General features: G+C 60.8%; 27 protein-coding genes and 1 tRNA gene. 12 read left to right on the forward strand and 16 right to left on the reverse strand.

The window, feature by feature from the left end; translation table 11 throughout:
• Positions 1 to 3 precede the first annotated feature (3 nt).
• Positions 4 to 612, forward strand: coding sequence for a 3-isopropylmalate dehydratase small subunit (leuD, locus tag ACW9HX_RS14530; RefSeq protein WP_457381149.1), 609 nt, complete (start codon positions 4 to 6; stop codon positions 610 to 612).
• A gap of 38 nt (positions 613 to 650) precedes the next feature.
• Here leuD and ACW9HX_RS14535 read toward each other — a convergent pair whose 3' ends face one another.
• Positions 651 to 1,568, reverse strand: coding sequence for a LysR substrate-binding domain-containing protein (locus ACW9HX_RS14535; protein WP_457381150.1), 918 nt, complete (start codon positions 1,566 to 1,568; stop codon positions 651 to 653).
• A 131-nt stretch (positions 1,569 to 1,699) separates the two neighbouring features.
• Here ACW9HX_RS14535 and ACW9HX_RS14540 point away from each other — a divergent pair, with 131 nt between their 5' ends.
• From ACW9HX_RS14540 to ACW9HX_RS14565, 6 genes are all read left to right on the forward strand, one after another.
• Entirely contained in the window at positions 1,700 to 3,037 is a 1,338-nt protein-coding gene (locus ACW9HX_RS14540) for a 2-hydroxycarboxylate transporter family protein (protein WP_457381151.1), read from the forward strand.
• 572 nt (positions 3,038 to 3,609) lie between these two features.
• Positions 3,610 to 3,795, forward strand: a complete 186-nt coding sequence (locus ACW9HX_RS14545; RefSeq protein WP_085708738.1) for a DUF1843 domain-containing protein — start codon at positions 3,610 to 3,612, stop codon at positions 3,793 to 3,795.
• Positions 3,796 to 3,829: 34 nt separating this feature from the next.
• Complete coding sequence (locus ACW9HX_RS14550) at positions 3,830 to 4,462, forward strand: DUF1842 domain-containing protein (RefSeq protein ID WP_085708430.1); 633 nt, start codon at positions 3,830 to 3,832, stop codon at positions 4,460 to 4,462.
• A gap of 42 nt (positions 4,463 to 4,504) precedes the next feature.
• Positions 4,505 to 5,083 (forward strand): DUF1842 domain-containing protein, encoded by a 579-nt coding sequence (locus tag ACW9HX_RS14555; RefSeq protein WP_085734020.1) that lies wholly within the window; start codon positions 4,505 to 4,507, stop codon positions 5,081 to 5,083.
• Between the two features lie 103 nt (positions 5,084 to 5,186).
• Positions 5,187 to 6,650: a GDL motif peptide-associated radical SAM/SPASM maturase gene (locus ACW9HX_RS14560; protein ID WP_457381152.1), complete on the forward strand. Its 1,464-nt coding sequence runs from the start codon at positions 5,187 to 5,189 to the stop codon at positions 6,648 to 6,650.
• 201 nt (positions 6,651 to 6,851) lie between these two features.
• Positions 6,852 to 6,926 (forward strand) — tRNA-Gln (locus tag ACW9HX_RS14565).
• Positions 6,927 to 6,976: 50 nt separating this feature from the next.
• On the opposite strand, the gene ACW9HX_RS14570 is transcribed toward ACW9HX_RS14565, so the two are convergent.
• The 3 genes from ACW9HX_RS14570 to ACW9HX_RS14580 all read right to left on the reverse strand — a co-directional run bounded on the left by ACW9HX_RS14570 (position 6,977) and on the right by ACW9HX_RS14580 (position 8,595).
• Positions 6,977 to 7,369, reverse strand: coding sequence for a DUF1801 domain-containing protein (locus tag ACW9HX_RS14570; protein WP_457381153.1), 393 nt, complete (start codon positions 7,367 to 7,369; stop codon positions 6,977 to 6,979).
• Between the two features lie 154 nt (positions 7,370 to 7,523).
• Positions 7,524 to 7,865, reverse strand: coding sequence for a hypothetical protein (locus tag ACW9HX_RS14575; protein WP_457381154.1), 342 nt, complete (start codon positions 7,863 to 7,865; stop codon positions 7,524 to 7,526).
• A gap of 85 nt (positions 7,866 to 7,950) precedes the next feature.
• Positions 7,951 to 8,595: an ATPase gene (locus tag ACW9HX_RS14580; protein ID WP_457381155.1), complete on the reverse strand. Its 645-nt coding sequence runs from the start codon at positions 8,593 to 8,595 to the stop codon at positions 7,951 to 7,953.
• Positions 8,596 to 8,759: 164 nt separating this feature from the next.
• Here ACW9HX_RS14580 and ACW9HX_RS14585 point away from each other — a divergent pair, with 164 nt between their 5' ends.
• The 3 genes from ACW9HX_RS14585 to ACW9HX_RS14595 all read left to right on the forward strand — a co-directional run bounded on the left by ACW9HX_RS14585 (position 8,760) and on the right by ACW9HX_RS14595 (position 10,742).
• Positions 8,760 to 8,993 (forward strand): hypothetical protein, encoded by a 234-nt coding sequence (locus tag ACW9HX_RS14585; protein ID WP_457381156.1) that lies wholly within the window; start codon positions 8,760 to 8,762, stop codon positions 8,991 to 8,993.
• A gap of 65 nt (positions 8,994 to 9,058) precedes the next feature.
• The gene (ahr, locus tag ACW9HX_RS14590) at positions 9,059 to 10,090 is read left to right on the forward strand and encodes an NADPH-dependent aldehyde reductase Ahr (protein ID WP_457381157.1); all 1,032 of its coding nucleotides are present in this window, start codon (positions 9,059 to 9,061) and stop codon (positions 10,088 to 10,090) included.
• A gap of 190 nt (positions 10,091 to 10,280) precedes the next feature.
• Positions 10,281 to 10,742, forward strand: coding sequence for a DUF3574 domain-containing protein (locus ACW9HX_RS14595; RefSeq protein ID WP_457381158.1), 462 nt, complete (start codon positions 10,281 to 10,283; stop codon positions 10,740 to 10,742).
• Positions 10,743 to 10,855: 113 nt separating this feature from the next.
• Here ACW9HX_RS14595 and ACW9HX_RS14600 read toward each other — a convergent pair whose 3' ends face one another.
• The 6 genes from ACW9HX_RS14600 to ACW9HX_RS14625 all read right to left on the reverse strand — a co-directional run bounded on the left by ACW9HX_RS14600 (position 10,856) and on the right by ACW9HX_RS14625 (position 20,281).
• Entirely contained in the window at positions 10,856 to 12,256 is a 1,401-nt protein-coding gene (locus ACW9HX_RS14600; protein WP_457381159.1) for an APC family permease, read from the reverse strand.
• Between the two features lie 41 nt (positions 12,257 to 12,297).
• Positions 12,298 to 14,685: a TonB-dependent receptor plug domain-containing protein gene (locus ACW9HX_RS14605; protein ID WP_457381160.1), complete on the reverse strand. Its 2,388-nt coding sequence runs from the start codon at positions 14,683 to 14,685 to the stop codon at positions 12,298 to 12,300.
• 107 nt (positions 14,686 to 14,792) lie between these two features.
• Positions 14,793 to 15,848, reverse strand: coding sequence for a substrate-binding domain-containing protein (locus ACW9HX_RS14610; RefSeq protein ID WP_457381161.1), 1,056 nt, complete (start codon positions 15,846 to 15,848; stop codon positions 14,793 to 14,795).
• A gap of 31 nt (positions 15,849 to 15,879) precedes the next feature.
• Entirely contained in the window at positions 15,880 to 16,905 is a 1,026-nt protein-coding gene (locus ACW9HX_RS14615; protein WP_457381162.1) for an ABC transporter permease, read from the reverse strand.
• Positions 16,898 to 18,454: a sugar ABC transporter ATP-binding protein gene (locus ACW9HX_RS14620; RefSeq protein WP_457381163.1), complete on the reverse strand. Its 1,557-nt coding sequence runs from the start codon at positions 18,452 to 18,454 to the stop codon at positions 16,898 to 16,900. Before ACW9HX_RS14620 ends, ACW9HX_RS14615 begins: the two co-directional genes overlap by 8 nt.
• Positions 18,455 to 18,697: 243 nt before the next feature.
• The gene (locus ACW9HX_RS14625; protein ID WP_457381164.1) at positions 18,698 to 20,281 is read right to left on the reverse strand and encodes a winged helix-turn-helix domain-containing tetratricopeptide repeat protein; all 1,584 of its coding nucleotides are present in this window, start codon (positions 20,279 to 20,281) and stop codon (positions 18,698 to 18,700) included.
• A gap of 241 nt (positions 20,282 to 20,522) precedes the next feature.
• On the opposite strand from ACW9HX_RS14625, the gene ACW9HX_RS14630 reads away from it, so the two are divergent.
• A complete protein-coding gene (locus tag ACW9HX_RS14630; protein ID WP_457381165.1) occupies positions 20,523 to 21,275 on the forward strand; it encodes an SDR family oxidoreductase in 753 nt (250 codons plus the stop codon).
• Between the two features lie 43 nt (positions 21,276 to 21,318).
• Positions 21,319 to 21,732 (forward strand): cupin domain-containing protein, encoded by a 414-nt coding sequence (locus tag ACW9HX_RS14635; protein ID WP_457381166.1) that lies wholly within the window; start codon positions 21,319 to 21,321, stop codon positions 21,730 to 21,732.
• Between the two features lie 15 nt (positions 21,733 to 21,747).
• On the opposite strand, the gene ACW9HX_RS14640 is transcribed toward ACW9HX_RS14635, so the two are convergent.
• From ACW9HX_RS14640 to ACW9HX_RS14665, 6 genes are all read right to left on the reverse strand, one after another.
• A complete protein-coding gene (locus ACW9HX_RS14640; RefSeq protein ID WP_457381167.1) occupies positions 21,748 to 22,419 on the reverse strand; it encodes a methionine ABC transporter permease in 672 nt (223 codons plus the stop codon).
• Positions 22,416 to 23,216 carry a methionine ABC transporter ATP-binding protein gene (locus ACW9HX_RS14645; protein WP_457381168.1) on the reverse strand — a complete coding sequence of 267 codons (801 nt, stop codon included), beginning with the start codon at positions 23,214 to 23,216 and terminating at the stop codon, positions 22,416 to 22,418. Before ACW9HX_RS14645 ends, ACW9HX_RS14640 begins: the two co-directional genes overlap by 4 nt.
• Positions 23,213 to 24,022: a MetQ/NlpA family ABC transporter substrate-binding protein gene (locus ACW9HX_RS14650; RefSeq protein ID WP_457381169.1), complete on the reverse strand. Its 810-nt coding sequence runs from the start codon at positions 24,020 to 24,022 to the stop codon at positions 23,213 to 23,215. Before ACW9HX_RS14650 ends, ACW9HX_RS14645 begins: the two co-directional genes overlap by 4 nt.
• Before the next feature lie 27 nt (positions 24,023 to 24,049).
• Positions 24,050 to 25,102, reverse strand: a complete 1,053-nt coding sequence (locus ACW9HX_RS14655; protein WP_457381170.1) for an isopenicillin N synthase family dioxygenase — start codon at positions 25,100 to 25,102, stop codon at positions 24,050 to 24,052.
• A 249-nt stretch (positions 25,103 to 25,351) separates the two neighbouring features.
• The gene (locus ACW9HX_RS14660; protein ID WP_457381171.1) at positions 25,352 to 25,747 is read right to left on the reverse strand and encodes a hypothetical protein; all 396 of its coding nucleotides are present in this window, start codon (positions 25,745 to 25,747) and stop codon (positions 25,352 to 25,354) included.
• 130 nt (positions 25,748 to 25,877) lie between these two features.
• Positions 25,878 to 26,141, reverse strand: coding sequence for a PAAR domain-containing protein (locus ACW9HX_RS14665; RefSeq protein ID WP_169430019.1), 264 nt, complete (start codon positions 26,139 to 26,141; stop codon positions 25,878 to 25,880).
• Between the last annotated feature and the right edge of the window lie 57 nt (positions 26,142 to 26,198).

Genomic DNA, 26,198 nt, shown 5'->3' on the forward strand with positions numbered 1-26,198 from the left:
ACCATGCAACCTTTCGACACCGTCAGCGGCAGTGCCGCGCCGTTTCTTGCGTCCAACATCGACACCGACGTGATCATGCCCAAGCAGTTTCTCAAGGGCATCGATCGTCAGGGGCTGGATCGGGGTCTGTTCTTCGATCTGCGCTTTCTCGCCTCCGGCGAGCCCAACCCGGAATTCGTGCTCAACCAGCCGGCCTGGCAGGACGCAGCATTTCTGGTGACCGGCCCCAACTTCGGCTGCGGTTCCAGCCGCGAACACGCGGTGTGGGGCCTGAAGCAAGTGGGGATCCGCGCACTGATCGGCACCACGTTCGCCGGGATTTTCTACGACAACTGTCAGCGTAATGGCGTGCTGGCGATTCAACTGGACGACGCGCAGATCAAGCGCGTAGCCGAGGCGATCAGCGTTCCGGCGATGGCGCGGATCAGCGTGAACCTGGCGCAGCAGACCATAGAACTGGCGGACGGCACGCTGATCGGTTTCGAGATCGATCAGTTGCGCAAACAATCGCTGCTGCTGGGGCTGGATGCCATCGGCACCACGCTGCAACGCACCGAGCAGATCCGCGCCTTTGAAGCACGGCATCTGGCGGAAAATCCCTGGCTAAGTTGAGGGCAAAAAAAACGGGCGGTTCATTGAGCCGCCCGTTTTCATTCCACGGACAAATCGCGGAAGTACTCTTCCAGAAACTCCACGCACACCCGCAATTTCGCCGACTCGCTGAGCCGGGTCGGATAGACCGCCCAGACGTTGGCACTCTGGGTGTAGCCGTCCAGCACCTGCACCAGCCTGCCCTGCTCGAGCATCGGTTTGACGTCCCACATCGAGCGCAACAGAATCCCGCCGCCGCTCAAGGCCCACTCCAACACGATCTCGCCGCTGTTGGAGGACAACGGGCCATTCACTCGCACCGTTTCCTCCTGACCGTCCTTGCTCAGGGCCCAGATACCGAACGCGTTGTTACGTTCCTTGAGCACCAGACAATCGTGGTCTTTCAGGTCTTCGAGAGATTGCGGCGTGCCCCGGCGCTCGAGGTATTCCGGCGTGGCGCACAGTACGCGCCGATTGCTCACCAGTTTGCGCGCCAGATGCTGGCCCGGCAGGTCATCACCGACGAGGATCTCCAGGTCGAAGCCCTCGCCCACCAGATCGACCACGCGATCAAACACGTCCAGCCGGATATCGAGTTTCGGGCAAGCCCGGGACAATTGGCTGATCGCCGGCGCCACATGATTGCGGCCGAAACCGAAGCTGCTGCAAATGTGCAGCGACCCCGCCGGCTGGTGTCGCGCCTGGGAAATCTCGCCGAGAAACTGATCGAAATCCCCCAGCAGTTTCTCCGCCCAGATCCGCACCCGCTCGCCATCATCGGTCAGCGCGATGCGCCGGGTGGTGCGGTGCAGCAGCTTGCTTGCCAGCGTGGTCTCCAGCACCGAGATGCGTTTGCTGACGTAGGCCGGCGAATAGCCCAGCTCGTCCGCCGCGCTGGCAAAGCTGTTCTTGCGGATGACGGTGAGGAACACCTTGAGGTCTTCGGGCAAGGGAAATTGGTCACGATTCGTGTTCATAGGCCGCATGCTTCCGCTGTTTATCACGCATTTTGCGAAGGATACCATCGAATCACCGCCTCGCCACCCGAGCCCGGTGCACCGTGGTTTCCCGTCAATCCTCGATAAAAACAAACATGAGGACATGCGTCATGAGCGACTCACTTGAGCAATCCCTGAACGTCGACGGCCCACGCGCCGGCGGGTTCATCCAGCGCCTGCGCACCTACGAGATCGGCGTGATCCCGCTGCCGATCTTCCTCGGCATCGCCTTGATCGTGTTTCTGTCGGCCCACCTCGGCTTTCTGCCGAAGAACATGATCGGTGGACTGGCCGTGATCATGACCATGGGCGTGTTCTTCGGCCAGATGGGCTCGCGCCTGCCGATCCTCAGGGACATCGGTGGCGGCGCCATCCTGTGCCTGATGTTGCCGTCGGTGCTGGTGTTCTACGGCTTCTTCGGCGCGCCGACGATCGACGCCACCAAAATGCTGATGAAGGAAGCCAACTTCCTGTACTTCGTGATTGCCAGCCTGGTGGTCGGCAGCATTCTGGGCATGAGCCGGTTCATTCTGGTCCAGGGCATGATCCGCATGTTCATCCCCTTGCTGGCCGGCACCCTGGCTGCCGTCGCCAGCGGTCTGATCGTCGGCAAGCTCGCCGGCTACAGCGTCTACCACACGTTCTTTTTCATCATCGTGCCGATCATCGGCGGCGGGATCGGCGAAGGCATCCTGCCGCTGTCCCTGGCCTATTCGGCGATCCTTGGCGGCACGCCGGACATCTACGTCGCGCAGTTGGTCCCGGCGGCCGTGGTCGGCAACATTGCAGCGATCATCTGCGCCGGTTACCTCGCGCGGCTGGCGCTGAAACGCCCGGCCATCAACGGTGAAGGCGCGCTGATCCGGTCGAAAGTCGAAAACGATAAATTCAAGGTCAAGGATGAGTCCGCCATCGCCATCGACCTGCGACTCATGGGCGCTGGCGTGCTGGTCATCTGTGCGTTCTTTGTCCTCGGCGGCCTGCTGGAAAAAGTCGTCGGCATTCCGGGGCCGGTGATGATGATTCTCGCAGCGGTGCTGTTCAAATACGTGCGTGTGTTGCCGCAATCACTGGAGAAAGGCGCGCAGTCTTTCTACAAACTCGTTTCGACCGCCTTCATCTGGCCGGTGATGATTGGCCTGGGCATGCTGTATGTGCCGCTCGACAGCGTGGTGAAGGTGTTTTCGATCGGCTATGTGCTGGTGTGCATCAGCGTGGTGGTATCGATGACCGCCGCCGGTTTTTTCATTGGCAACCTGATGAAGATGTACCCCATCGAATCGGCCATCGTGACTTGCTGCCACAGTGGTCTGGGTGGCACGGGCGATGTCGCGATTCTGTCGGCCTCGAACCGCATGTCACTGATGCCCTTTGCGCAGATCTCCACCCGTATCGGCGGCGCCTCGACGGTGATTCTGGCCACGCTGTTGCTCGGTTTCTTCGCCTGAACACTGGATGAATGCCAAGTGATAGCCGTTGCGGTGGCGCACGCCGCAACGGCCAGAATGACCGTTCGGCGCTTTTTCTGGCAGCCCTGCACAAACAGGACTAGGGTTTCGTGGCTGGCAAAATGCTGGCCACTTGGCGAACGTCACTCGACGGACGCCATCAGCGGCACTGGAAGAAAAATCAGGGATGGTTTTTGTGCTTGCGCGGGTTTGCACTCTTGAAGAGTGAACAACCTATCCCTGTGTTTCGTTGCTTTCTATCAAGGACAGAAAGATGACCAACGTACAGGCGAAATTCCCCCGTTTGCCCTTTCGGCAATCACCCTCATTGATTCACGAGGCCAGACCCAACGGTTTTGGCTGACGACGCTTGCGCGTGAGCCGGCGCTGCGGCGTCGCCCCTGCGCGAACCGAATTTACGGATTGATCAGATCCCGACGGATCAGGCTTTCACGTCGCCGAGAATCCCGGTTGCCGGTTGTTCTGGCGGATGTCGTTCGCCTGCCTGTCAGGTAAGGCGCCCCTTCTGCGCAAGGGGTCGAGCGGTAAATACCCACGAGGGAGGTCTCGATATGACTGGCTCAAAACACAACATGCCGCCTTACGGCGTCGCCATTCAGAGCGCCATCACGGGAGGCGATCTGCAACAGATGAAGACTTTGTTGAAGCAGCGCGATTCAACGAAGCCGGAAGCGAAGGAGCTGCAAACCGCGTACGAAAAACTGGCCAAAGAAGTTTCCCGTCTGGAAAAGCACTAAGGCCATTACTCACTTTGCAATGGAGGCAATTCACATGTCTGGTTCCGTTCAGCAACAAAATGTCGGCTTGTTCCCCGTGAGCTACCGGATCGGTACGGGTCAGCCGGGGGCGCAAAGTCTTGCGTTGAACCTGCTGGTGTCCACGCCACAGCATGAAGTCAGTGGCACCTCCGCCATCACTCAGGCAACCAACCCTCCACTGGACATCGATTCAGATGTCTGGGGCGAATACACCTATCTGACGGTCATGAAGCCCGGTGTCAGTAAAATTCTGATTACCGCCGAGGGCAATGAAGGCGGCCCCGGCTCCAACTCCATCGTCAACTTCAAGATTCAACTGGTGGTCGGCACCGACTGGCGTGAAGGCGTGGCCAATTACGAGTATTTCGACGGGCAGCGCTGGCACGAGCTGAATAACGTGCCTGCGCATCTGGTCGAGGTGCCCTCGAATGTCTTCCAGCCTTTCCATCCCGGCCCGGTCATTCTTCCGCATCCGCCGATCCTGCCGCTGTACGCCGCGCCGATCCAGAGCGCCATCGCAAGTGGCGACCTGGCCCAGATGAAAAACCTGGCGAAACTCGCCCAGCAACAACTGGATCAGCAACCCCAACTGCAAAAGGCACTGGACGCCGCCAAGAGCGAAATCAGCAAGCTGCAGGCCCGCTGATTCGACCACTGAGTCCGCCATTCAATTAAGGGAGTAAGCACCATGTCGATTGGACTGTTTCATACCCGCCTCATCGCCAGTAACTCACTGCTCGGCGCACCGGTTCTGACCCTCGATCTTGTGGTCGATACCGTCCGTAAAAAAGTCAGCGGCGCTGCCAGCGTCTTTCAAAGCACCTGGCCACCGGTCAACTTCCATGCACGGGTCTGGGGCGATTATTCCGAAGCCAGACTGACCCCATCGACCGAGAATTACATCATTCTCACCCTTGATGGCAGCCCGAGCGGTCCGCTGAGCCAGATTGCGCAGACCTTCAGCCTCAAGGGCATTCTCGACGACTGGACCAGCGGTTTTGTCGATTACCGTTACAACGAAGGCGGTCAGTGGCATTACGTGAGGCACGTTGCTGTGCATCAGGCGCCGACCATCGAGCCGCAACCGCACGAGCGTCACTTCCAGCCTCTGTATGCCGTGGCCGTGCAGCAAGCGCAGACCAGCGGTGATCTGGCGCAGCTGAAAACCGTGGTGCAACAGGGCGAGCAGCAACTGGCTCACCAGGGCGCATTGCGCAGTGCCCTTGAGCAGCTGAACGCTGAAATCGCGCGTCTGGAAGCACGCTAAACCGCACGCCCCGGGCGAGGTCACTGCTGGCCTCGCCCGGTCTTGCGGCGAACCGAGATCAGTCCAATCGTGCCGCGCACAGGACCGTGCGCAAGGATCTCCCATGACAGACATCCGCCCTGCCCGCTACCTCAGTGACACCGACCTCAAACGCTACGTGCCAGTGCACGTGGTCTGGGAAATCACCCTGGCCTGCGACCTCAAATGCCTGCATTGCGGCTCACGCGCGGGGCATCGTCGCCCCGATGAACTGAATACCCGTGAATGCCTTGATGTGATCGACTCCCTCGCCGCACTCGGCACCCGCGAGATCACTTTGATTGGTGGCGAAGCCTATTTGCGCAAGGACTGGACGCAACTGATCCAGGCCATCCATGACCACGGCATGTACTGCGCGATCCAGACCGGCGGACGCAACCTGACACCGGCGAAGATGCAGGCAGCAGTCGATGCGGGCCTCAACGGCGTCGGGATTTCTCTGGATGGACTCGCACCGTTGCACGACAAGGTGCGCAACGTGCCCGGCTCGTTCGACAAGGCTGTCGATACTCTGCGCCGGGCCAAAGCGTCCGGGCTCGCGGTCAGCGTCAACACCCAGATCGGCGCGGCGACCCTGCCCGATTTGCCGGAACTGATGGACACGATCATCGAACTCGGCGCCACCCACTGGCAGATCCAGATCACTGTGGCCATGGGCAATGCCGTGGATCACCCGGAACTGCTGCTGCAACCCTATCAATTGCTGGAAGTGATGCCGCTGCTCGCGCGCCTGTACCGCGAAGGCGTGGATCGCGGCCTGCTGATGAACGTCGGCAACAACATCGGCTATTACGGCCCTTACGAACATTTGTGGCGCGGTTTCGGTGACGAGCGCGTGCACTGGAGTGGCTGCGCGGCCGGCCAGACCGTACTGGCGCTCGAAGCCGACGGCACGGTAAAAGGCTGCCCGTCACTGGCGACCGTCGGTTTCTCCGGCGGCAACGTGCGCAACATGAGCCTGCACGATATCTGGCATTACAGCGAAGGCATCCACTTCGGCCGCCTGCGCTCGGTCGACGACCTGTGGGGTTACTGCCGCAGCTGCTATTACAACGATGTCTGTCGGGGCGGCTGCACCTGGACCTCTCACTCATTGCTGGGCAAACCCGGCAACAACCCGTACTGCCATTACCGCACCCTGGAATTGCAAAAACGCGGACTGCGCGAGCGCATCGTCAAGATCGAAGACGCGGCGCAACGCTCCTTCGCCGTCGGACGCTTCGACCTGATCACCGAACGCATCGACACCGGCGAGCACGTCAGCAGCGTCAGCGACAGCGGCCAGGTGATCAAACTCGCCTGGATCAATCAGGGCCAGAAATCCCCGGAGGAAGGACGCATCCCCGTGCAACTGGCGCTGTGCCGCAGCTGCCTGCAATACATCCACCCACACGAATCGATCTGCCCTCACTGCCACGCCGATGTCGCGGCCGCCGAGGCCAGGCACCAGACGGACCGGGCTCGTCAGCAGGCGATCATGAACACATTGACGGGGTTGCTGGGGGTGGCGCCGAGTACTTTGGTGTGAAATCGGGTCCAGGCGCCCGCAGGATTCGGGCGTCTGGACCGCCAAGGCGTCTTGAAAATCCGGCCCTTTCAGCCGCTCCGGGAAATAAGTAGCTGTTTTCCATGAAATTTATTTGCTTCGGGGGTTCCCAGAACGCAAGAGCGCTGGTAAAGTGCCGCCCACTGTTGCAGAGGTCCTCTCGGGACTGAAACCAATAGCTACAGGGGCGTCGCCAAGCGGTAAGGCAGCAGGTTTTGATCCTGCCATGCGTTGGTTCGAATCCAGCCGCCCCTGCCATTTTTTCCTCGTTTCACCCTCCTCGGCTTCACCTCTGCCTCAACGGCAAATCATTTCCTTGCATTAAACGTAATCGCCGAACGCACCAGCGCTTTCAGTGCCTTTGCATCTATTTTGTCGTCCTCGTGAACATCAATCGCCCGCCGGATATTGCCTTCCAGGCTGGCATTGAACAGTCCCGACGGATCCTCCAGCGCCGCGCCTTTGGCAAAAGTCATTTTCACCACGGCCTTGTAGGTTTCCCCGGTGCAGATGATGCCGTTGTGGGACCAGACCGGAACGCCCCGCCACTTCCACTCCTCGATGACCTGCGGGTCGGCCTCGTGAATGATCGCGCGGATCTCGGCCAGTTTCTGGCCACGCCAGTCGTTCAGTTCCTGGATTCTTGCGTCGATGAGCGCAGAGGGATTTTCCGTCGCCGCGCCACTGCTGTCCTTCTTCATATCCTTCTTCTCCCGAAAAACCTTTTCCGCTATCCAGCATAGTGCCGACTGCGCCAAACGCCGGGCAAAAAAAGCCCCGCAAAGTGCGGGGCAAAGGAATTGGTTGGTTGCGGCCAACCAAAGGAGCATCGATAAAAGCATTAACTGTCAGGCGTTACAGGCAATCCTGCGCAGCCCGTTCAAAACTCGACGGTGTGAAACTTGAAGCCAGTAAATGGCGCTCATACAAAAACACCTTGCCGCCGTCCTGCGCCTTGTAGGCTTCCAGCACGTTGTCCGCCGACACCTTGCTTGGCACCACGATCCGGTAGCTGCGCTGGGTCTGGGAGACCGTCGGGTTCATCGCGCTGCCCTGCAACTTCGGCACGACGCATTCGGCGTACTGGGCGGGCGTCTTGTGGGTCTGCAAGGTCAGCGTCGGGTCGTTCGGCGCGGAGGCGCAACCAGTCAGAAACAAAGTGGCAGACGCCATGGCAGGGATAAAAAAGGCACGCATGGATAAAATCCTGAAAATAAAAGGTTCGGTTCTCAAGCAACGTTCAGCGTCACGGGCGCTGCCGTTGCGGTTCTGATAAGTGTGTTCAGCCGGCGGTCACCAAGGCTTTGAGCGAATCATCGAACTGCTTCAGGGCGCTGAATTGCAGGTCCCGTTGCTGTTCGATCTGCGCTGCAATCTCGGGCGCTGCCTTGTTGTGGACCCACACCGAAGGCATCTGCTTTTGCACCGCACCCTCGGCCTTGCCGATGTATTGCAGATTGGCGTCGTAGAAGCGTGCGGCGAACCGTGCTTCGACCTGGCTGTTGCGTTGCGTCAGCAAACGGTTGTGGGTGTCGAGCATCACCACCACATCCGGATGTGCTTGTACCAGTGAATCCAGGTTGTCGTAGACGGTCACCGAGAGAAACTGCTGTTGCAGCGAGCTCATCAACCAGTCGATGGCCAGTTCCGGATCGGAACTGTTAACGAAGGCTTCGCGAATCCGCGCATCGAGCGCATCCTTGGCACCATTCACCGCCACGTCGTGGTAACGCTCCAGGTATTGCTGGTTCTCCAGAGTGTTTTCGCTGTACAGCACACCCACGGTTTGCGAATGCTGCAGCCCGCTGCTGGCACCGGCGATGGGCAGAAAATGGCACGTACCGGCGTCGCTTGCGTAAGTCGGTGCGGTCACGGCCACCCCGCCCATCAGCAGGGCGACTACAGCCAGTCGGGTCAAAGTCTTCATCGCGCAAATTCCTTCAGCAGCGTGTTCGATGGAGGCGATTTTCCGCCCATCGGCGCCAAAGCAGAACTTGCGTTTCTTGATGGTCACTATTACTTGAACCAATAGTTGCGCAGCGTGCAGACTGCTGCACACTCGATCACAACGAAAACAAATGAGGATTATCCGTGCGAACCTTTGATTTGATCCGCGATGCCGTGCTGCCCGAATTCCGCGACCGGGTGGCCGAATACCTTGTCGAATACGAAACCGTGCTGGGTCATTCAGCGGACGATTCAGAGTCGGTGCGAGCCGTCGCCAACCAATTGCGCGGCTATCTGCGCGGGCTCAATACCACGCGGGTGCTGGGCATGGCGGACTGGGAAGAACTGGACCGACGCGTGCTGGACACCTGGCTCTAGCGATCGCCCGATGACCCGCTAGACTCTTCAGGCTGCGCCCGCAGCGCCAGACCTGGAGGTGTCCAATGAGCAATAACACCGAACCGACGACGTTTACCGGTTGGGCCGCCACATCGGCCGGCGCACCGCTGGAGCGCTACAGTTACGATCCCGGGCCGCTCGGGGATGAGGAAGTCGAAGTGGCCGTGGAGTATTGCGGCGTCTGTCACTCCGACCAGTCACTGATCGACAACGACTGGGGCATCAGCCAATACCCGTTCATTCCCGGTCACGAAGTGGTTGGCCGGATCGTGCGTACAGGCCCGCAGGTCCGCGGCCTCGAAGTCGGCCAGCGGGTCGGCATCGGCTGGTACAAGAGCAGCTGCATGCATTGTTCGTCCTGTATCGGCGGCTCCCATCACCTTTGCGCGACCGCCAAACCCACGATCATCGGCAGCCATGGCGGTTTTGCCGACCGATTGCGCACCCACTGGGCCTGGGCCTTGCCGCTACCCAAAGACCTCGATCCGGCGCTGGCCGGGCCGCTGTTCTGCGCAGGCTCCACGGTGTTCAACCCGCTGGTGGAATTTGGCATCAAGCCTACCGACCGGGTTGGTGTCGTGGGGATCGGCGGCCTCGGTCATCTGGCGCTGCGTTTCCTCAATGCCTGGGGCTGCGACGTCACGGCGTTCACCTCGTCGCTGAGCAAACAGGACGAAGCCAAACGCCTCGGCGCTCACAAGGTCGTCGCCTCCACCGACAGCGATGCGCTGAAAGCGATTGCCGGGACCCTGGATTTCCTGCTGATCACCGCCAATGCCAACCTCGACTGGACGGCGATGCTCGCCACCCTGCGCGGCAAGGGGCGGTTGCACTTTGTGGGCATCGTGCCGGACGCAATTCCGGTGCATGTCTTCAATCTGATTCCACAGCAGAAATCCCTGTCCGCCTCCCCGGTGGGCTCGCCCGCGACGGCGGCAACCATGCTGGAGTTCTGCGCGCGGCATCAGATCCTGCCGCAGGTCGAGGAGTTTCCGATGAGCCAGGTCAATGAAGCCATCGAGCACCTGCGTAGCGGCAAGGCGCGGTACCGGATTGTGTTGAACGCCAGCAAATGAATGAAAGGCGCATGAGTTAACCGCTCATGCGCCTTTTTTGTGCCCGGAGATAACGCTATTTCATGGTTTTTTCGGCTGCTCTCCTTATTCCGTAAATCAAGCAGACGACCATTTTTTAATCTTTTATCGCTATTAGTGATGCCCCTTATGATGGCCGCCCCCGCACTCAATTCATAAAAAGGGAGTTTCCATGCAAAAAAGCCTGTTGATGGCCGCAATGTTTTTTGCAGTCGCCGGTTGTGCCAGTCCTCCTCCCGTTTCCGTGCATACAAAGGATCCCGCCAGTTCAACCCTGCAAGGCGATGCCACACGCCCCGCGCAGGCGCAGTGGGTGCGTACCGAGTTGTACTTCTCGGTGGGGCCGATTGATGGCAAGGAAGGTGTGGTGAGCCCGGCGCGCTGGCGCGAGTTTCTCGATCAGGAAGTGACGACGCGTTTTCCGGACGGTTTCAGCGTGTTCGATGCGTATGGGCAGTGGAAGGACCACGATGCGAAAACGCCTGAGCGGCTGGCGACCAAGGTGATTGTGATCCTGCACGAAAGCGGGCCGAAGCGTGAGAGCGACATCGAGGCGATTCGTTTGGCTTACAAGCGGATTACGGGGGATTTGTCGGTGCTTCGTTTGTCTCAGCCGGCTGTGGTGTCCTTCTGATCGCCTGCCCTCACCCCAGCCCTCTCCCAGGGGTAGAGGGAGCCGATTGGGGGATGCTTCAGTACTACGCCGACCTGATACTGCCCTTCTGAATCCATAATCGACTCGGTATGTCAGGTCGATGTATCTCGCAATTCAACTCGGTCGGCTCCCTCTCCCCCTGGGAGAGGGCTGGGGTGAGGGCCCGGCGTCAGTCGCCCCACTACCGCCAAAAGCACAGCACCAACCACCAACACCCCAATCCCCAAAAACGCCCCCAACCCCACCACCGTCACACTGGAATACAGCATGTACACGCACAACCCAAAAAACAGCAGCGGCAAAACCGGATAAAGCGGCACCCTCACCGGCCGCGTCACCTCGGGAAACCGCCGCCGCAGAATGATCAACGCCAGACTGCTCAAACTCAAAAACAACCAGTACACCGGCGTCAGGTACTCGACCATGGTGTTGAAACCGCTCTGGGTAAAACTGCCGAACAACACCAACAGCAACGCCACCGCGCCCTCGGCCAGCAAAGCCTTGCGCGGCACGCCATCGCGTTCGTCCCATTCACCGAAGCGTCGCAGTTGCGGCACATCGCGGGCGGCGGCGTAGGTGGTGCGGGCACCGACCAGCAGCGTTGAATTGATGGTGGCGATGGCCGCGATACCGACCATCAACAGAATCAGCAACACGCCGGGGGCACCGAAGGCGCGGTTCAACAGTTCCACCGCCGGCGCGTTGCTCGCCGCCAGACCTTCGAATCCCAGCCCTTGGACGAACGCCCAGTTCAGCGCCAGGTAGATCGCCATCAATACCGTCAGCGCGCCGAGCATGGCGATAAAGATTCCGCGCCGGCCATCGCGCACTTCGGCGGACAACGTCGCCGCATCGCTCCAACCGCCAAAGGCCAGGAACACAAAAATCATTGCCGCAGAAAACCCTGCCGCGCCAGTGTGTTCGGTCGCAACCGGATCGCCGGGCAGCGGTGGTTCGATCCCCTGCCACGCCAGCCACACCCCGGCGCTGGCGATGCTCAAGAACCCGAGGGCGAGCAATCCCACCAACACCGTCTGGGTGATGAAACCAATATGCTTGCCCGTCAGATTCAGCAGCACCAGTGCGGCAATGATCGCGCCGGCAAACAGCCCCGACCCGTACTGTCCCAGCGGAAAAACCGCGTTGAAATAATCGGCGAACATGAACGCCGACAACGCGATCCACCCGGTGTGCATTACCGAGAAACGCGACCAGGCAAACAGAAAACCCATGCGCTCACCATAGGCAGTGCGCAGAAAATGATAGTCACCGCCCGGGTGCGGAAACGCGGTGGCCATCTCGGCGAAGCACAAGGCCCCGGCCATCGACGCCAATCCGCCGAGGACCCAGACCCAATAGAAATGTTCCGGCCCGACGTTCAAGGCAACGGTCGGCGCGGTTTTGAGAATGTCGGTGGTAATGACCATGCCCAGCGTGATCAGCAATGCCTGGAATACCGGCAGATTCCGCTTGGGGCCATTGGTTTGAGTCATGAATGTTCCCGCTGATGAACCGCCATCCTTGGCGGCAAGACTCAGAAGCCGTAGGTGGCGGTGGCGTAGTAGTAAGCGCCGTTGGTGCCGATCGGCGAGAGCACGTCGTACGGCAGGTTGCCGCCGTAGTTGATGGCCGAGCCGGAGCGTTCCGGGTAGTTGTCGGTCAGGTTGTTGCCGCCCAGGGCGATGCTGAATTTCGGGGTGAATTTGTAGGTCACCTCGGCATCCAGTTGCCACACCGCGCCGTAGGTTTGCTCTGGCTGCGAGTCGCCGAAATCGAACACCCGGGTGGTCTCGCCCTGACGGGTCAGACGGCCGAGCAGGCCCCAGTGTTCGCTGGCCCAGTTGGCGGAAAACACGAAGCGATCCTTCGGTGCCGCATCGGTGAGGGTGTTGGTTTCCTCGACGCCCACCAGCGCATCGTTGCCGATCCCCAGTGCGGTCAGTTGCGACGGAGTGCCCTTGGTGCTGGTGACTTTGGTGTGGTTGTAGGTGTACGCGGTGGTCAGACCCAGTTGCCCTTCGTAGAACGGCTGGTGATAGTTGAGCACCAGTTCGGCGCCGTGGGTGCTGGTGTCGGCGGCGTTGGTGAAGAAGTTGACATCGTGTACGCCCGCCACGCCGAAGTTGTCATTGATGTAGCTTTCCAGCGCGTCACTGCCGATACGCTGTGACAGCGTGATGCGATCCTTGACGTCGATGCGGAACACGTCGAGCGACGCGTCAAAGCGTTCGTTCAACTGGAACGTCAGGCCGAGGCTGTAGTTCTTCGAAGTTTCCGGATCGAGCTTCTGCGCACCGAGGGCACGGGCAATCGGGTCGTTGACCGACAGCACACGAATGTCGGTGAGCGTGCCGCCGTCGCCGAAGTTGCTGGTGGTGCTCTGGAACCCGCTCTGTGCCAGCGATGGCGCACGGAAGTTGTTCGACACCGCACCGCGCAACGCCCACTGCTCGGTCAACTTGTAGCGACCGCTGAGTTTGCCGGTGAGTTTGCTGCCGGCGTCGTCGTAATGTTCCCAACGCGTGGCGGCGTCGACAAAGAAACGGTCGGTGAGATCACCGGACAATTCCGCGTAAGTGCCGAACACGTTGCGGTCCAGGTCCGACTCTTCACTGGGGCGCAAACCGTTGGCACCGTCCGCGCCGGAGCCGATGTAAGAGGCCTCGTCACCGGCGTAAGTCAGGTAATTTTCGTAGCGGTATTCGCTGCCGAGCGCGAGGACGAAGGAGCGTCCGCCCAGGCGCAGTTCGCGGCTGAAGTCGAGGTTGGCGGTAGTCTGGCGCAACTCGTAGTCACCGGTGTCGAAACGGGTCGGCGAGTCCTCGCCCAGGCTGACGTTGAGGGTGCGGCGAGTGGCTCCGTCGAAGCGGTTGCGACCGTGGGTGACGCTGCTGTCGAAGTCCCAATCATCACCGATCAGGCCTTTGAAACCGGCGGTGGCAGAGATGTCCTTGTTGTCGCCGATCGACTGCGGCAGATAACCGTTGGGATAGAACTGTGGCTGCTCGGAGGGATAGCGATAGAACTCGGCACCCGTGGTGTGCCGCTGGTTGTAGGTGCCGAAGGAGTAGGCCTTGCCGCCGGCCAGCGGCAGTTCGCTGTTGAACCAGAGGTTGACGTCCCGCGCGATACCGTCGCCCATCACGTAGTTGCGCTGGTTCGGTGTATCGGCAAAACCGTCGTAGCCGGCGCGGTTGGTCGGGTTGCGATCCTTGTACTCGGTGCCGCCGCGAATGAAGCCGCCCTCTTCGCCCAACCGCGTGCCGATCTTGGCGGTGGTCACGCTGTTCTGGCCGTCGGTGGTGGTTTTGCCGATGGCGTCCTGATGGGTGTGATAGGCGCCGTAACTGGTGGACACTTCGCCGCCCTCGGGGGCGTCGTCGAGGATGATGTTGATCACCCCGGCGATCGCGTCGGAGCCGTACTGCGCACCGGCGCCGTCACGCAGCACTTCGATGCGTTTGATTGCGCTGATGGGGATCGAGTTGAAATCCACCGGCGCCGTGCCGCGACCGATTTTCGACGAGTCGTTGACCACCGCCGAGGTGTGCCGGCGCTTGCCGTTGACCAGCACCAGCACCTGATCCGGGCTCATGCCACGCAACTGCGCGGCACGCACATGGTCGGCACCGCCGGAGTTGGACTGGCGCGGAAAGCTGAACGACGGCAACAGTGTCTGCAACGCCTGGCCCAGCTCTCCATCACTGGCGCCGGCGGTCTTCAGGTCTTCGGCGGTCAACACATCCACCGGCACCGGCGAGTCCAGCACCGTACGGGCGGTGCCACGGGTGCCGGTGACCAGCACGGTACCCAGCCGTGTGTCATCGTCGACGCGCGCGGAAGTCTCTTCAGCTTGCGCGGGAAGTTGCCAGATCGCACTCACAACAGCGACGGCCAGTAATGAACGGGAACGGTGAATCATGTGACAGCTCCTTTTATCGCAGCTAATACCCGTCCGCTGCCGACAAAAAGGAGTCGTCAGTCAGTGCACGGCAAATGTCTGCTGTAGTTTTTTGGGTGTTGGGATTTTCAGTTCGCCACAGGAATCCACGGCGCCCGTGCGACGTTGGCGGTATCACCGAAGGACGGCAGTTTCTGTCCCAGATCCCGCACGTTTTTCACATCCAGATCCAGCAACTGCTGGCGGGTGATCAGGGTCGGCGGCACCAACACCTTGTGCCCCGGATTTTCCCCGGCGATCAGCAGCGCCAGACTGCGCACGCTGATCGCTCCGGCCACTTGAGGATTGACCGCTGCCGTTGCCGCCCATGCACTGCCGGGTTCTTTCATGATCTGGATGTCGGCAGTGGAAATGTCGGCGCTGTAGATCTTCACCTTGCTGCTCAGACCGGCCTCGTCGACGGCGATTTTCGCGCCTTTGGCGAACTCGTCGAACGGCGCGAAAATAACGCTGATCCCTGGATTGGCCCGCAGCACGGCGCTGGCCTGATCGGCGACCGAGTTGGCAATTGGCGGATTGAGGGTGCCGAAGCGCGCCTTCTCAATGATCCCCGGATTGCTCGCCTTGACCTGGCTCCAGATCTCGTCGCGGCGCTCCATCGGCGTGAAGCCGCTGATGTAGACGTACCCGGCGTCGAAGCGGGTGCCGTTATCCTTCACCGCTTGATCGAGTGCCAGACGCGCCAGTGCGTGGTGATCCTGCTCGACCTGGGTCACTTGTGGCGTGTTCAGATCGACGTCGAATGCAACGACCTTGATGCCTTTGGCCAGCGCCCGGTCAATCGGCCCCTTGAGGGTTTCCGCGAGCCCCAGTTGCACGATAATCCCGTCGACCCCGAGGTCGGTGGCCTGATCAATCATCTCACCCTGACTGGCCGCCTGTTGCCGGGCGTCGAACACCCGCAGGTTGGCGCCCAGCGCTTCGGTCTGTTTCTCCACGCCGCGCAGGTAGGCTTCGGGGAAGTCCCCGGAGAACAGATAGCCCACCAGCGCGATCTGTACCTGACCTTTATCGAACGGCGCCGGTGCGCCGGGCAAGGCCTTGGCCTGCGCATTGAGGGCCAGCGCCGAAAGCAAGGCTCCGGCGAGGCAATGACGTGCGAACTGCTTGATTGAACCGTGCATGGATCTTTCCTTGAAGCATCGATAAAACGGCTCAACGCGCCCGATGCGCGAGGCCGAAGGTGAACATCAGGGCCAGCACCAGCACCAGTCCCTTGACGAAATCCTGCGCGTAATACGGCGCGTTGAGCATGGTCAGGCCGTTGAGCAACGAAGCCACCAGCAATGCGCCGACCAACGTGCCGAACGCGTTGGGCTTCTTCGCCCCGAGCACGGCAAAACCGATCAGCGCTGCACCCAGCGCATCGAGCACCAGGCCATTGCCGGAGCTGACATCCCCGCGCCCCAGCCGCGCCGCCAACAACAATCCGCCGAGTGAGGCCAGCAGCGCCGACAGCACATAAGCGAGCAGCTTGAAGCGCTGCACCGGCGCACCGGCCAGACGCGCCGCCTGCTCGTTGCCGCCAATCGCATAGAACAACCGACCGATGCGCGTGCGTTCGAGAAACAGCCACACCGCCACCGCGACAACCGCCGTGATCACCACCGGAATCGGCACGATGTCCCACAGCCGCCCGCGCCCAAGCGCAAGAAATAGCGCACTGAACGCGCCTTCGGCTTCATCGCCATTGGGCAACGTCATGCCCACCGCAATCGAGCGCCCGCCCGTGGGAATCAGTTGCACGCCAATCACCAGAAACATGCTGCCGAGCGTGGCGAGAATGTCCGGCACGCGCATCTTCACGATCAGCCAGCCGTTGAGCAGCCCGACCAGCGCGCCACCCGCGAGACTGATCAGCACTGCCGGCACCGCGCCCCAACCAAGCACTACCATCACGTAACTGGCGATCATCAGGCTCATGGCCGCCACCGCGCCGATCGACAGATCCAGTCCGCCGACGGCCATGGTCAGGGTCACACCCAGCGCCAGCAGCGCGACAATCGACACCGACTGCAAGATGCTGAACAGATTGCCGACCCGCAGGAACGCCGGTTCCGCGACACTGAAAAACACCACGACCAACGCCAGCACCCACAGCAGGCCGTAGCGAATCAGCGCTTGTACGAAACGCTCGGACGCCGCCGGAGCGGAGGACAACAGGGAACTCGAATCAGGCACTCGCTCTACTCCTTGGCGCGGCTTGAATGAAAGGACTTTGCGGATCGGTGCCCGCCAGCGCGGCGACCAGGGTGGCGCGGTTCAGACCGGCACGCGGGTACTCGGCCACCACGGCGTGATCGCGTACCAACAGAATCCGGTCGGCGATTTCCAGTGCCTCATCGACATCCGAACAAATCACCAACGTCGCTCGGCCATCGGCGCTGTCGCGCAGCAGTCGGCCGATCTCGCGCCGGGCACGCACATCGACGCCCTGAAACGGCTCGTCGAGGATCAACACCCTGCCCTCGCCGAGCAGCCAACGGCCGAGCACGACTTTCTGCTGATTGCCGCCGGACAGCGTGCTCATCGGCACATCGATGCCGGCGGTCTTGATTCCCAGCGCTGCGACTTGCGCCTCGACCGCCGCTGCTTCGGCGCGGTTACGGATGAATCCGCCACGAGTGAAGCGTTCGAGGAATGGCAGGGTCAGCGTGCGACGAAGGGAGAAATCCGGCACCAGCGATTGGCTGGCCCGATCTTCGGCGGCGAAGAACACGCCGCTCTGGATCGCCTGCCGGGGTGAGCCCGGTTGCCAGTAAGCGCCATCCAGTTGCAATGATCCGGACAACGGTTTGCGCAAGCCGAACAGCACTTCGGCGATCTCGCTTTTGCCGGCGCCGAGCAATCCGGTGAGCACCACCACTTCGCCTTCGTGCAGGGTCAGGTCAAAGGCTCGGGTGTGCGGCAGCCATTTCACGCCGCGCAGTTTCAGCACTTCGCGCCCCGCCGCTCGCGGCGTGTAGACGTGAGCTTCCAGCGCCTGGCCAAGCATCGCTTCCAGCGCCTCGGGCAATTGCCGGGCACTGAACTCACCGGCCAGTTGACCGTCACGCAACACCACGGCGCGGTCTGCCACCCGTTGCAGATCGGACAGCCGGTGTGAGATGTACAGAATCGCCACGCCTCGAGCGCGCAAAGTGTCGATCAAACCGAACAGACGCTGCGCTTCGGCATCCGACAGCGCCGCCGTGGGTTCGTCGAGAATCAGCAGCCGAGGTTGCAAGGCGAAGGCCCGGGCCAGCACCACCAGTTGCCGTTCAGCCTGGCCGAGGTGTTCGATCGGTTGCTCCAGCGGCAACACCAGACCTAGCCCGGCAGCGATGTTCGCGGCGCGCTCCAGCAGGCGTTTGCGGTTGAGCCAGAAGTCACCGTCCGGCCGGCACAGTTCATCGAGCAGCAGGTTTTCCGCCACGCTCAATCCGGGTGCGATGCCCTCGTTGATCTGCTGATGAACCGCTACGATGCCAACCCGCCGCGCTGACAGCGGCGAGTTGAATTGCCGAGGCTGACCGTCCACCTGAATCTCGCCGCTGTCGGCCGACTGACTGCCGGCGAGGATCTTCACCAGCGTCGATTTGCCCGCACCGTTGGCACCGAGCAGCGCCACCACTTCAGCGGGAAAAATCTCCAGACTGACCTGCTCCAGCGCGCGGTTCGAGCCGAAGGTCTTGCTCAGTTCACGCACACGAATCAGCGGCTCGGAAGCCACGGCGACAGGCGCACTCATACGAATCCTTAAAGTCGACGGGCCAGTTTGTGGCGCCCATCAGCAAGAAAATTCTGCAGAGCCTTTGATCGATTCAGCGCGTGCCGTCATGGCAATCGAGGGTTCTATCGTTTACAAATCTGAATGATTAGTCAGTAAAAGCTAAACGATCTTAAAAACAACAAACAAATACCGTTTTGATATTAGCTTAGGCCCGGTACAGCCGTGCATGCCCGCAAGATCGGAGCAGGTGCATTCACGCAATCACTCCGGCAAACCCGCCAGTCGAAGCCCTTCAATGAACCGGGCAAAATCCTCGGGCCGTTGAATCGGCAGCCAGTCCTTGAGGTGACCAAGGCGCAATGCCGGGTTCAGCGCCTGCAAGCGCTGCATCGCCCAGCGCGCTTTATCCGGACGCCCGCCCAGCGCATGACTGGCCGCCACCAGCGCCGCCCCCACCAACAGCGTGGGCAGATTGCCCAAGGCTTTTTCGGCAAAATCTGCCGAGGCCTCGAAGTCCCCGGCGAAGTAATGCGCCAGGGCCATGCCGACGTGCATTCTGAACATCTCCGGGTCTAGCGGGCTCAAGCGAGCCGCATGGTTCAAATCCTTGATGGCGGGCGCGGTTTCACCGCGAAGCGCACGCAAGATCCCGCCGAGAAACCAGGCAGGCGCGAGACTGGGATTGAGCAGGCGTGCGCGGTCGAGCAAGGCGATGCCGGCGTCCACATCACCCGCCAAGTGCGCAAGGGCATGTCCGCCGCGCGTCAACGCCACGGCGTCATCGCGCCCCAGCGTGACCGCCAGACGCGCCAGGCGAATACCCTCGGCGATCTCGGCCGGCCGATCCGTCATCCAGCCATTGAGCTTGCGCCAGAAGTGACACCAAGCGGCCATGCCATAGGCGGATGCGAATTCCGGATCGAGTTCGAGGGTCTTGTAGAACATCGGCAGTGCCTGCTCGATGGCCTCCTGGGTACCGCTGTGCAGTTTTGCCATGGCGCGCAGGTAGTAATCGTAGGCGTCCAGGCTTTCCGTCGGTTTGCGTTGGGCGCGTTCGATTTCCGCGCGCTCCAGTTGTGGCGCAATGGCCCCGACGACACTTTCGGTGATTTGATCCTGCAGCTTGAAGATATCGTCGAGGGTGCCTTCGAACCGCTCGGCCCAGATGTGTGCCCCGCTCGTGGCGTCGATCAGTTGCCCGGTGATGCGCACCCGGTTTCCGCATTTGCGCACACTGCCTTCCAGCACATAGCGCACGCCCAGTTCCTGCCCGACCCCTTGGGCATCTACCGTGCGCCCCTTGAACGTGAAGCTCGAATTGCGTGCGATGACGAACAACCAGCGCAGACGCGACAACGCCGCGATGATGTCCTCCACGACGCCGTCGGCAAAGTAGTCCTGTTCAGGATCGCCGCTCAGATTGTAGAAAGGCAGGACGGTGATCGAGGGTTTGTCCGGCAGCACCAGCGTGCTTGAAACGGTTTGCGTAGCAGCAGCGATTGAGCCTTCGTCTGCGTCAGGAGCCGGTCCGAGTATGTCGGCACTGACCTGGCCAATGAAACGATAGCCCTTGCGGGCGACCGTGCGCAGCAGACGCTGTTCCTCGCCCGTATCACCGATAGCCTTGCGCACGGCATTGATGTGGCTGGTGATCGTCGATTCGGAAACGACACGACCGCTCCATACCGTGTTGAGCAATTCGTCCTTGCTCAGCACACGGTCGGGGTTGTTGACGAACAGCAGCAACAGATCGAAGACCTGCGGGCCAACGGACACAACCTGCCCGCGCAAGGTCAGCTCGCGACGCTCCTGATCGAGTACATAGTCTTCAAACGTGAATGGCACAGCGAACGTCCCTTGAAGAGGCGCCTTCAACTCCGTGTCCCGGGCGGCAGAGGGTGAGAGGTCGAGAACGATAATACGCCTGACTTGAACACGCCACTGCGTCCACTCCGGGGCGCTGGCTGGACAAAAATGCAAGGGTTCGACAAGGCAAACCCAAGGTCGCCACAAGGACTTCTCTCCCCTGCACCGGCACTCTCCATTCCAACGACGCCAATGGTTGGCGTCATCGAGGAGAGACCCCATGAAGATCGTGGTTATCGGAGGCTCCGGCCTCATCGGCTCGAAACTGGTGAACCTTCTTCGCGAGCGTGGCCATGACGTGCTCGCCGCCAGCCCCACCACGGGTGTCAACAGCATCACCCGCGAAGGTCTGGCGGCTGCCATGGACGGCACCGATGTTGTGGTCGACGTGGCCAATGCTCCGTCGTGGGAGGATCAGGCCGTCCTCGACTTCTTCGAAACCTCGAGCCGTAACCTGCTGGCGGCCGAAGCAGCTGCCGGGGTGCGCCATCACGTAGCGCTGTCGATTGTCGGGTGCGAACGCTTGCCCGAGGCCGGCTATATGCGCGCCAAGGTTGCCCAGGAAAACCTGATCAAGGCGTCCGGCCTGCCTTACTCGATCTTGCGGGCCACGCAGTTTTTCGAATTTGTCGGCGGTATCGCTGAATCCTTTGCCGTGGCAGATGAACTTCGCGTACCTCCGGCGCTGATTCAACCGATTGCTTCGGACGACGTGGTGGCGGCGCTGGCGGACGTCGTCCTGGCCGCCCCGCTCAACGGGTCAGTGGATGTCGGCGGGCCTGAAGCGCTGCCGCTGGACGAACTGGCGCGACGCTTTCTGCAGGCGAGTCAGGACAACCGCAAGGTCGTACCGGACGTGCACGCGCGCTACTTCGGAACGCTGCTCGACGATCAATCGCTGGTCACCGGCAAGCACTCGCGCCTGGGAGCCATCCGCTTCGACGACTGGATCGCTCGGTCGACCGCGCGATAGTCATTCGCGCCTTTCCCTTCCCTTTTTGCCAAGGAGAAAAATCATGGTTATTCGATTTTTGCTGAACGCCGTATTCGCAGCGCTGTCGATCAGCGCCGCATCGGCCGCCGAGCCACCCGCCGGCAAGGTCTCGGTGGTCTTTGACCGGCCGATTCCCAACATCCCCGGCAAAAGCATGAGGGGCGTGGTTGTTGAATATGGGCCGGGAGCTGCTTCGCCGTCACATACCCATCCGAAAACCGCCTTCATCTACGCCACGGTTCTGGAAGGTTCGTTCCGGATCAAAGTCAAAGGCGAGCCGGAAAAGATCTACCACGTCGGCGAAAACTTCGTCGAGGAGCCGGGCTCCGTGCATCTGGTGAGTGCCAACGCCAGCGACACCGAGCCTGCGCGCCTGCTGGCGGTGTTCGTCCTCGACACCGACGAAACGGCGCTCGTCACGCCCCTGAAAAAGTGAGCCTGCAACCAACATTCAACGTCGATGAGCCAGCGATCGAACCAGTCGATCGCCCAGGCTCTGCACGCCCTGAACGAGGATGACCAGCACCACGACGGTGGCGACCATCACTTCGTTGTTAAACCGCTGATAGCCGTACCGGATCGCCAGATCGCCCAGCCCGCCGCCACCGATCACTCCGGCCATTGAGGAAAAACCGATCAGCATTACCAGCGTCAGCGTGATGCCCGCCAGCAGGGCCGGCAGCGCTTCGGGCAGCAGCACTTTGAAAATCACGTGGCGGATGTCACCGCCCATGGCGAGGATCGCTTCGATCCGACCCTTCTCCACTTCATCCAGGGCGTTCTCGACGATCCGCGCAAAAAACGGAAAGGCGCCAATGGTGATCGGCACCACGGCAGCGGTGCTGCCCAGCGTGGTGCCGACCACCAGCCGGGTCAGCGGGATCAGGGCAATCAACATCACCACGAATGGCAGCGACCGGCCGAAGTTGATCACCGCGCCCAATGCCTGATTGATCCGGGGCAACGGGTACAACCCCTGACGGCGACTGATGAACAGCAACACCCCCAGCGGCAGACCGATCAGCAGCGTGAACAGCCCGGCGAGCAGCACCATGTACAGGGTTTCGCCGGTAGCGTTGAGGACCAGTTGCAGGATTTCATTCCAGTCGATGACGCGGTTCATGAGTGGGCCGCCCGTACGCCGTATTGCCGCAGAAAACTCAGCCCCGGCGCATCATGCCCCAGAGGCAAGCCGCAACTGGGTCGCAGCGAGGCACCGAGCGCGGAATCCGGAGTAGCCAGCAATCGGGCGACCGGCCCCGCCTCCACCAGGCGCCCATTGGCCAATGACGCGGCGTGATCGCAGATCGAACGCACCACGTCGAGTTCATGAGTGATCAGCACGATGGTCAGTCCGAGTTGCCGATTGATGTCGCGCAGCAGCTCCAGAATCGAGGCTGTGGTTTGCGGATCAAGGGCGCTGGTGGCTTCGTCCGACAGCAGATACGCCGGACGCGCCGCCAAGGCCCGGGCGATGCCCACCCGTTGTTTCTGACCACCGGACAGTTGCGAAGGAAAGGCTTCGGCCTTGTCGCTCAGACCCACCAGATCCAGCAGTTCCCGCACCCGTTCATGGCGCTGTGGCTTGGTGACCTTGGAGATTTCCAGCGGTACTGCGATGTTGTCGAATACGTTGCGCGAATGCAGCAGATTGAAGCCCTGGAAGATCATGCCGATGCGCTGACGCTGGCGGCGCAACTCACGGTCGGACAGCGCCGTCAGGTCTTCGCCGTCCAGCAGGATTCGCCCGGAATCCGGGCGTTCGAGCAGATTGAGACAACGCAACAACGTCGATTTGCCCGCGCCGCTGCGCCCGAGAATCCCGTAGATCGCACCATCGGGAATGCTCAGCGATACCTGATCCAGCGCCGGTGTCGGCGCTGACGGGTAAGTCTTGCTCAACTGCTCGACGAGGATCATGGCTTGGCGTCCGCCACCGGGATCACCGAGCCCTTGAAGTTCTCGGCGATGTATTTAGCCACTTGCGGCGAAGTCAGGTCCTTGGCCAGTTGCTGGATACGCGGATCGTTTTCCAGTTTCGGCGTGGTCACCAGAATGTTGGCGTACGGGTTGTGCTCGGCTTTCTCCAGCCCCAGCGCATCCTTGGCCGGCACCAGACCAGCCTCCAGCGCGTAGTTGCCATTGATCACCGCCAGGTCCACGTCGTCCAGCGCACGGGGAAGTTGCGGCGATTCGATTTCGAGGATTTTCAGGTGTTTCGGGTTTTCGGCGATGTCCTTGGGCGTCGCCTGATCGGCCGCCGGGTCATTGAAACCGGGCTTGAGCTTGATCAGGCCGTTGTCCTGCAACAGGTACAGCGCGCGGCTCAGGTTGGTGACGTTGTTCGGCAGTGCCACCGTGCCTTTGTCCGGCACTTGGGCAAAGGTTTTGTGGCGATGGGAATAGATGCCCAGCGGTTCAATATGCACTGTGGCGGCTACTGCGAGTTTTTCGCCGAGGGCCTTTTCCTGGGATTGCAGATACGGCAAATGCTGGAAGTAGTTGGCGTCGACATCGCCGTGCACCAGCAGCTCGTTGGAGTTCACGCCTTGAGGGATTTCAATCACCTTGAGGTTCAGTTGCGGATCGATCTTCTGGATGTACGCCAGAATCTGCGCGTGGGGCACCGGGTCGGCAGCAACGCGCAATGGCTCCAGTGCCTGAGCGCCAAACGAAGTCACCAGCGCGCCGAGGACGGCCAGGGTCAAGCCTGCTTTTTTCAACATGGGAAGAGTCCTTTTGCGAGTGATGGATCAGGCGTTGGCGGTCTTGCGAACCGCTGGTTCGGGCAGCAGCGCATCGGCATAAAACCGTCGCGCCACATCGGGGTGCGAACGCAGTCGGCCCTTGAGGTAATTCCAGCCGACATCGCGAAACAGCGGATTGAGCGGATCGCTCGCCGGGCCCCGTGCTTCGCGCAACAATACCGTCGGCAACGGGTACAGCGGCACCACCGCGTCGAGTTGCGCGCCGAGGAAGAACGCTATGGACAAGCGCTCGCTGCCTGCCGGTGGCGAAACCACCCGATGCACCGTGGCGCGCAGATAACCGTTGGTGGCCAGCTCCAGCAACTCGCCGATGTTCACCACAAGAGTGTTGTCCCGTGGCAGCGCATCGATCCAGCGCCCCTCTTCGATTTCCACTTGCAGGCCGGCCTGCCGGTCTTGCAGCAGGAAGCTGAGGAACCCCGAATCCTTGTGCGCGCCGACGCCCTGACTGCTCGCCGTCGAGGATTGCCCCGGATAGCGCATCAGCTTGATGTGTTCGTTGGGTTTGTCGCCGTACAACCGGTCGAAGGCGTCTTCCGGCAGCGCGAGTGCCTGGGCAAACGCACGCAGCAGGCGCAAAGACATTTGGGTCATTGCTTGCTGCCAATCGAGCAGCAAGGGTTTGAGTTGCGGCAATGCCTCGGGCCATTGATTAGGGCCTTGCAGCCGCGCCCACAGCGGACTGCCGGCCGTCAGCGGCAAGACTTCGCGCTCGGCACCCAGATCGAACTGTTCACGTTGATCGGGCTGACCACGGGTGATCTCCGAGGCGGCGCGGTTGTAGCCACGAAAGTGCGGCGAATTGATCATGCCGACGGCGGTTTTCTCGCTGTCAGGCAAGGCGAAAAACTGGCGTGCATAGTCCTGCACTTGCTTGAGCAGGGCGGCGTCGATGCCATGGCCGGTCAGGTAGAAAAAGCCCACATCGCGGGCGGCATGGCGCAAGTCATCGAGAAAGGCCTGGCGTTGCGACGGCGTACCGTCGAGCAGGGACAGGTCGAGGATGGGTAATGCGGTGATATCTGAGGTGTGCGGCATGATTCACTCCCGTGTGAATCAAACCTGAAGAGCCTGTGATCGATTCAGCGTGTGCCGTCATGGCAATCGGGGGTCTGTCGGTTTGATGCTTTTGATTCGTCTATGAAACAAAACTAAACGATATTAAAAACACCGAACAAATATCTTTTTTGCATTAGCTTAGTTCGGTCTATCGAGTGGCTCGACTGACCTCAGGACCGACCGCGGCAATCGGCTTGCCGTTACCGTCGGCCCTGAATCAGCTGACGGCTACAGACCGACGCGCTTCAACCCTTCGCGCATGCCCTGATCCGCCTGCTCGCACCATTGCTTGAGCGTGAGGTTCGGTGGCAGGTTGCTTTCCAGGCTCTTGTATTCCCCCTCCGTGAACACTTCGCCCTTGCGGCCAAACTGTTCGTTCTTGTCGCCGTCACGCTTGTCGAAATCACCCGGCATGTTGCTAACGAATGCAGCCATCTTGTTGGCGTTCTCGGTGCTGTCCGCTTTCAGGAATCCCTTGTCGACACAGCTTTTGATCAGGCCTGACATGTTGCGACCGTTGTCGTATATCCCTTTCAAAGTGGCGGCGTCTTGCCCTTCGGCGTGGACGAGCGTGCAGGTGCCAAAAGCGGCTGCCATGGCGAGAATCAAAGAAGCGGTCTTCATATTTATTCCTTTAAATGTTGGAGCGTTTTGAGCTCTTTTTGAGGTGAAGCATGTTTTGGGTGAAGCATGTCTTGTTCAAATAACGCGCCGAAAAAGCCGCGTCATGGAGATGGCAATTACAAATATCGATTTAGCTGACAACGGCCCCTTTGGGCCCGCTGGCAATCAGCGCCGCCCCACAGGCTGTTTTCATACCGTCCAGCGCAATGGGTGTGCCATCGACGGTGTAGGTGCTGCTGCCCTCGGCAATCGGGAATACCCCTTTGCACAATGGGCAACTGACCTTGTGACCGACCCCGGCAATCGGCTTGCCGTTGAGGTTGGTTTGGGAGAAGGCTTCGAGGACCTTGCCACCGTGGGTGGTGGAGTCGCCGAGGCGGATTGCGTCTTTCATGTTGTCTCTCCTTTGACCTGGTTACTCAGCCATCCACACGTCTTCGTACCCTTGGGT

Source organism: Pseudomonas sp. SDO52101_S400, from assembly GCF_054071635.1.

Excerpts from the sequence above, each read along its gene's own strand:
- leuD (WP_457381149.1), top strand. The coding sequence starts at position 4 with ATGCAACCTTTCGACACCGTCAGCGGCAGTGCCGCGCCGTTTCTTGCG.
- ACW9HX_RS14535 (WP_457381150.1), bottom strand. The coding sequence starts at position 1,568 with ATGAACACGAATCGTGACCAATTTCCCTTGCCCGAAGACCTCAAGGTG.
- ACW9HX_RS14540 (WP_457381151.1), top strand. The coding sequence starts at position 1,700 with ATGAGCGACTCACTTGAGCAATCCCTGAACGTCGACGGCCCACGCGCC.
- ACW9HX_RS14545 (WP_085708738.1), top strand. The coding sequence starts at position 3,610 with ATGACTGGCTCAAAACACAACATGCCGCCTTACGGCGTCGCCATTCAG.
- ACW9HX_RS14550 (WP_085708430.1), top strand. The coding sequence starts at position 3,830 with ATGTCTGGTTCCGTTCAGCAACAAAATGTCGGCTTGTTCCCCGTGAGC.
- ACW9HX_RS14555 (WP_085734020.1), top strand. The coding sequence starts at position 4,505 with ATGTCGATTGGACTGTTTCATACCCGCCTCATCGCCAGTAACTCACTG.
- ACW9HX_RS14560 (WP_457381152.1), top strand. The coding sequence starts at position 5,187 with ATGACAGACATCCGCCCTGCCCGCTACCTCAGTGACACCGACCTCAAA.
- ACW9HX_RS14570 (WP_457381153.1), bottom strand. The coding sequence starts at position 7,369 with ATGAAGAAGGACAGCAGTGGCGCGGCGACGGAAAATCCCTCTGCGCTC.
- ACW9HX_RS14575 (WP_457381154.1), bottom strand. The coding sequence starts at position 7,865 with ATGCGTGCCTTTTTTATCCCTGCCATGGCGTCTGCCACTTTGTTTCTG.
- ACW9HX_RS14580 (WP_457381155.1), bottom strand. The coding sequence starts at position 8,595 with ATGAAGACTTTGACCCGACTGGCTGTAGTCGCCCTGCTGATGGGCGGG.
- ahr (WP_457381157.1), top strand. The coding sequence starts at position 9,059 with ATGAGCAATAACACCGAACCGACGACGTTTACCGGTTGGGCCGCCACA.
- ACW9HX_RS14595 (WP_457381158.1), top strand. The coding sequence starts at position 10,281 with ATGCAAAAAAGCCTGTTGATGGCCGCAATGTTTTTTGCAGTCGCCGGT.
- ACW9HX_RS14600 (WP_457381159.1), bottom strand. The coding sequence starts at position 12,256 with ATGACTCAAACCAATGGCCCCAAGCGGAATCTGCCGGTATTCCAGGCA.
- ACW9HX_RS14605 (WP_457381160.1), bottom strand. The coding sequence starts at position 14,685 with ATGATTCACCGTTCCCGTTCATTACTGGCCGTCGCTGTTGTGAGTGCG.
- ACW9HX_RS14610 (WP_457381161.1), bottom strand. The coding sequence starts at position 15,848 with ATGCACGGTTCAATCAAGCAGTTCGCACGTCATTGCCTCGCCGGAGCC.
- ACW9HX_RS14620 (WP_457381163.1), bottom strand. The coding sequence starts at position 18,454 with ATGAGTGCGCCTGTCGCCGTGGCTTCCGAGCCGCTGATTCGTGTGCGT.
- ACW9HX_RS14630 (WP_457381165.1), top strand. The coding sequence starts at position 20,523 with ATGAAGATCGTGGTTATCGGAGGCTCCGGCCTCATCGGCTCGAAACTG.
- ACW9HX_RS14635 (WP_457381166.1), top strand. The coding sequence starts at position 21,319 with ATGGTTATTCGATTTTTGCTGAACGCCGTATTCGCAGCGCTGTCGATC.
- ACW9HX_RS14640 (WP_457381167.1), bottom strand. The coding sequence starts at position 22,419 with ATGAACCGCGTCATCGACTGGAATGAAATCCTGCAACTGGTCCTCAAC.
- ACW9HX_RS14645 (WP_457381168.1), bottom strand. The coding sequence starts at position 23,216 with ATGATCCTCGTCGAGCAGTTGAGCAAGACTTACCCGTCAGCGCCGACA.
- ACW9HX_RS14650 (WP_457381169.1), bottom strand. The coding sequence starts at position 24,022 with ATGTTGAAAAAAGCAGGCTTGACCCTGGCCGTCCTCGGCGCGCTGGTG.
- ACW9HX_RS14655 (WP_457381170.1), bottom strand. The coding sequence starts at position 25,102 with ATGCCGCACACCTCAGATATCACCGCATTACCCATCCTCGACCTGTCC.
- ACW9HX_RS14660 (WP_457381171.1), bottom strand. The coding sequence starts at position 25,747 with ATGAAGACCGCTTCTTTGATTCTCGCCATGGCAGCCGCTTTTGGCACC.
- ACW9HX_RS14665 (WP_169430019.1), bottom strand. The coding sequence starts at position 26,141 with ATGAAAGACGCAATCCGCCTCGGCGACTCCACCACCCACGGTGGCAAG.